Raw genomic sequence first — 1,415 nt, 5'->3', positions numbered from 1 at the left:
GGTTGTGTCGATGGGTTGCCCGGCTGCTCCCTGAGCTACGCAACGGTTGTTTGCCTTGGTCGGATGCGGGCGGCGGCCGGGCGGTTTGTTGCTATGATACGGGAGTTCCGATATACAAGGTCGGATTTTCAGACGACCCCTGGCTTATCTTGCCTGCTCCATAGCAGCCATTAATGCATTAAAATTTTGCATCAGCGTTGCTTTATCGAACCAGCCGGCCAGTGTAAACAGCTGTATAAAAATCCCTATAATCACAACCATACAGCAGAAGTACAAAAGATAGCCTTTGAATACCGTCCAGACTTTGACCTGACCCATTTGCATCAAGCCGACAGCCTGCACCCAAAACGCCCAAGTCTTCCAAAACATCAACAGCGGCGTAATCTGCGGGATATAAAACACAAGCAGCGCCGGAATCATCAAAGCTTCCGATGCCAAGATGAATCCCCATAAAGGCAGGCGCGGCGCGCCGTTTATACTTAAAACATAACGCATCACACGGCTCAAAATCAGCCACTTTATGACGGTAACCAACACGCCAAAGACGACAGCCGCAGTGCTGACGCCAAGCAAGGGAGACATGTCTGCCGCATTAATCATGCCCAACAGCAGCAAAATCGCCAAAATAACAGGCAGCGTATAGAAATAATCAGCAGGATTCTTATAGCGCAGACGCAGAATATCCCACATATCTTTTAAAAAAACATACAACATCAAACAGATATCTTCAGAAACAAAAAAGCGATTGTATCTTAAAACGACACATAGGTCGTCTGAAATCGACAATCCATCCCCGATGGAAAAATTATGGGTATCAACGGTCGATATCCGGCGGATTGTGTTGAAAACCATCGAAATTTAATTTAAGTTAAAACAAAAGTTTATAAAATATCTCCGCACCATTTCAAAATAAACCTTGCATGAACCGGTTGTTTTTGGTTTAATGCTCACTTCCCTGTAATGCAGATAAGGCCAGATAGCTCAGTTGGTAGAGCAACGGATTGAAAATCCGTGTGTCGGCGGTTCGATTCCGCCTCTGGCCACCACAAAAACCGCTTAAGGCGGTTATTTTTTTATCTCATGCCATCAAGCATCATCAAACCAATCCCGTCAATAAGACATCACACAGTTTTCAGTTTCATTCTGTTATCTGATTCCGCCCCTTTCCGCTAATCGAAACATCTTTTGTATTTGACATACAAAACGAAGGTCGTCTGAAACCTTTCAGACGACCCCATCCGACCAAGGAAACCCATAAACATCACCGTCCTCACCCCCCCCCCCGCAAGGCATGGTGCGCGTCCTTCTGACCGAACAGCTCTACCGCGCCGTCTCCATCCTCCACAACCATCCCTACCACCGCGAATAGCAAAAGCCGTACCCGCAGGCAGGCTTCGTGTGTCCACCGCATAAAT

The 1,415-nt window shown here is 47.0% G+C and carries 1 protein-coding gene, 1 tRNA gene and 1 pseudogene; 2 read left to right on the top strand and 1 reads right to left on the bottom strand.

Annotated features, from left to right (window positions below; genetic code table 11):
- Positions 1-144: 144 nt before the first annotated feature.
- On the bottom strand, positions 145-714 hold the full coding sequence (locus AAG834_RS13705) for a hypothetical protein (protein ID WP_342032449.1): 570 nt from the start codon (positions 712-714) through the stop codon (positions 145-147).
- A 256-nt stretch (positions 715-970) separates the two neighbouring features.
- On the opposite strand from AAG834_RS13705, the gene AAG834_RS13700 reads away from it, so the two are divergent.
- Positions 971-1,046, top strand: a tRNA-Phe gene (locus AAG834_RS13700).
- Between the two features lie 221 nt (positions 1,047-1,267).
- A pseudogene (locus AAG834_RS13695) lies at positions 1,268-1,369 on the top strand (23S rRNA (pseudouridine(1915)-N(3))-methyltransferase RlmH); the annotation flags it as partial.
- Positions 1,370-1,415: the final 46 nt, after the last annotated feature.

Origin of the sequence: Neisseria sp. Marseille-Q2251 (assembly GCF_940793045.1) — a bacterium.
GTDB lineage: Bacteria > Pseudomonadota > Gammaproteobacteria > Burkholderiales > Neisseriaceae > Neisseria.
This window is presented reverse-complemented; position numbering and strand designations above follow the sequence as displayed.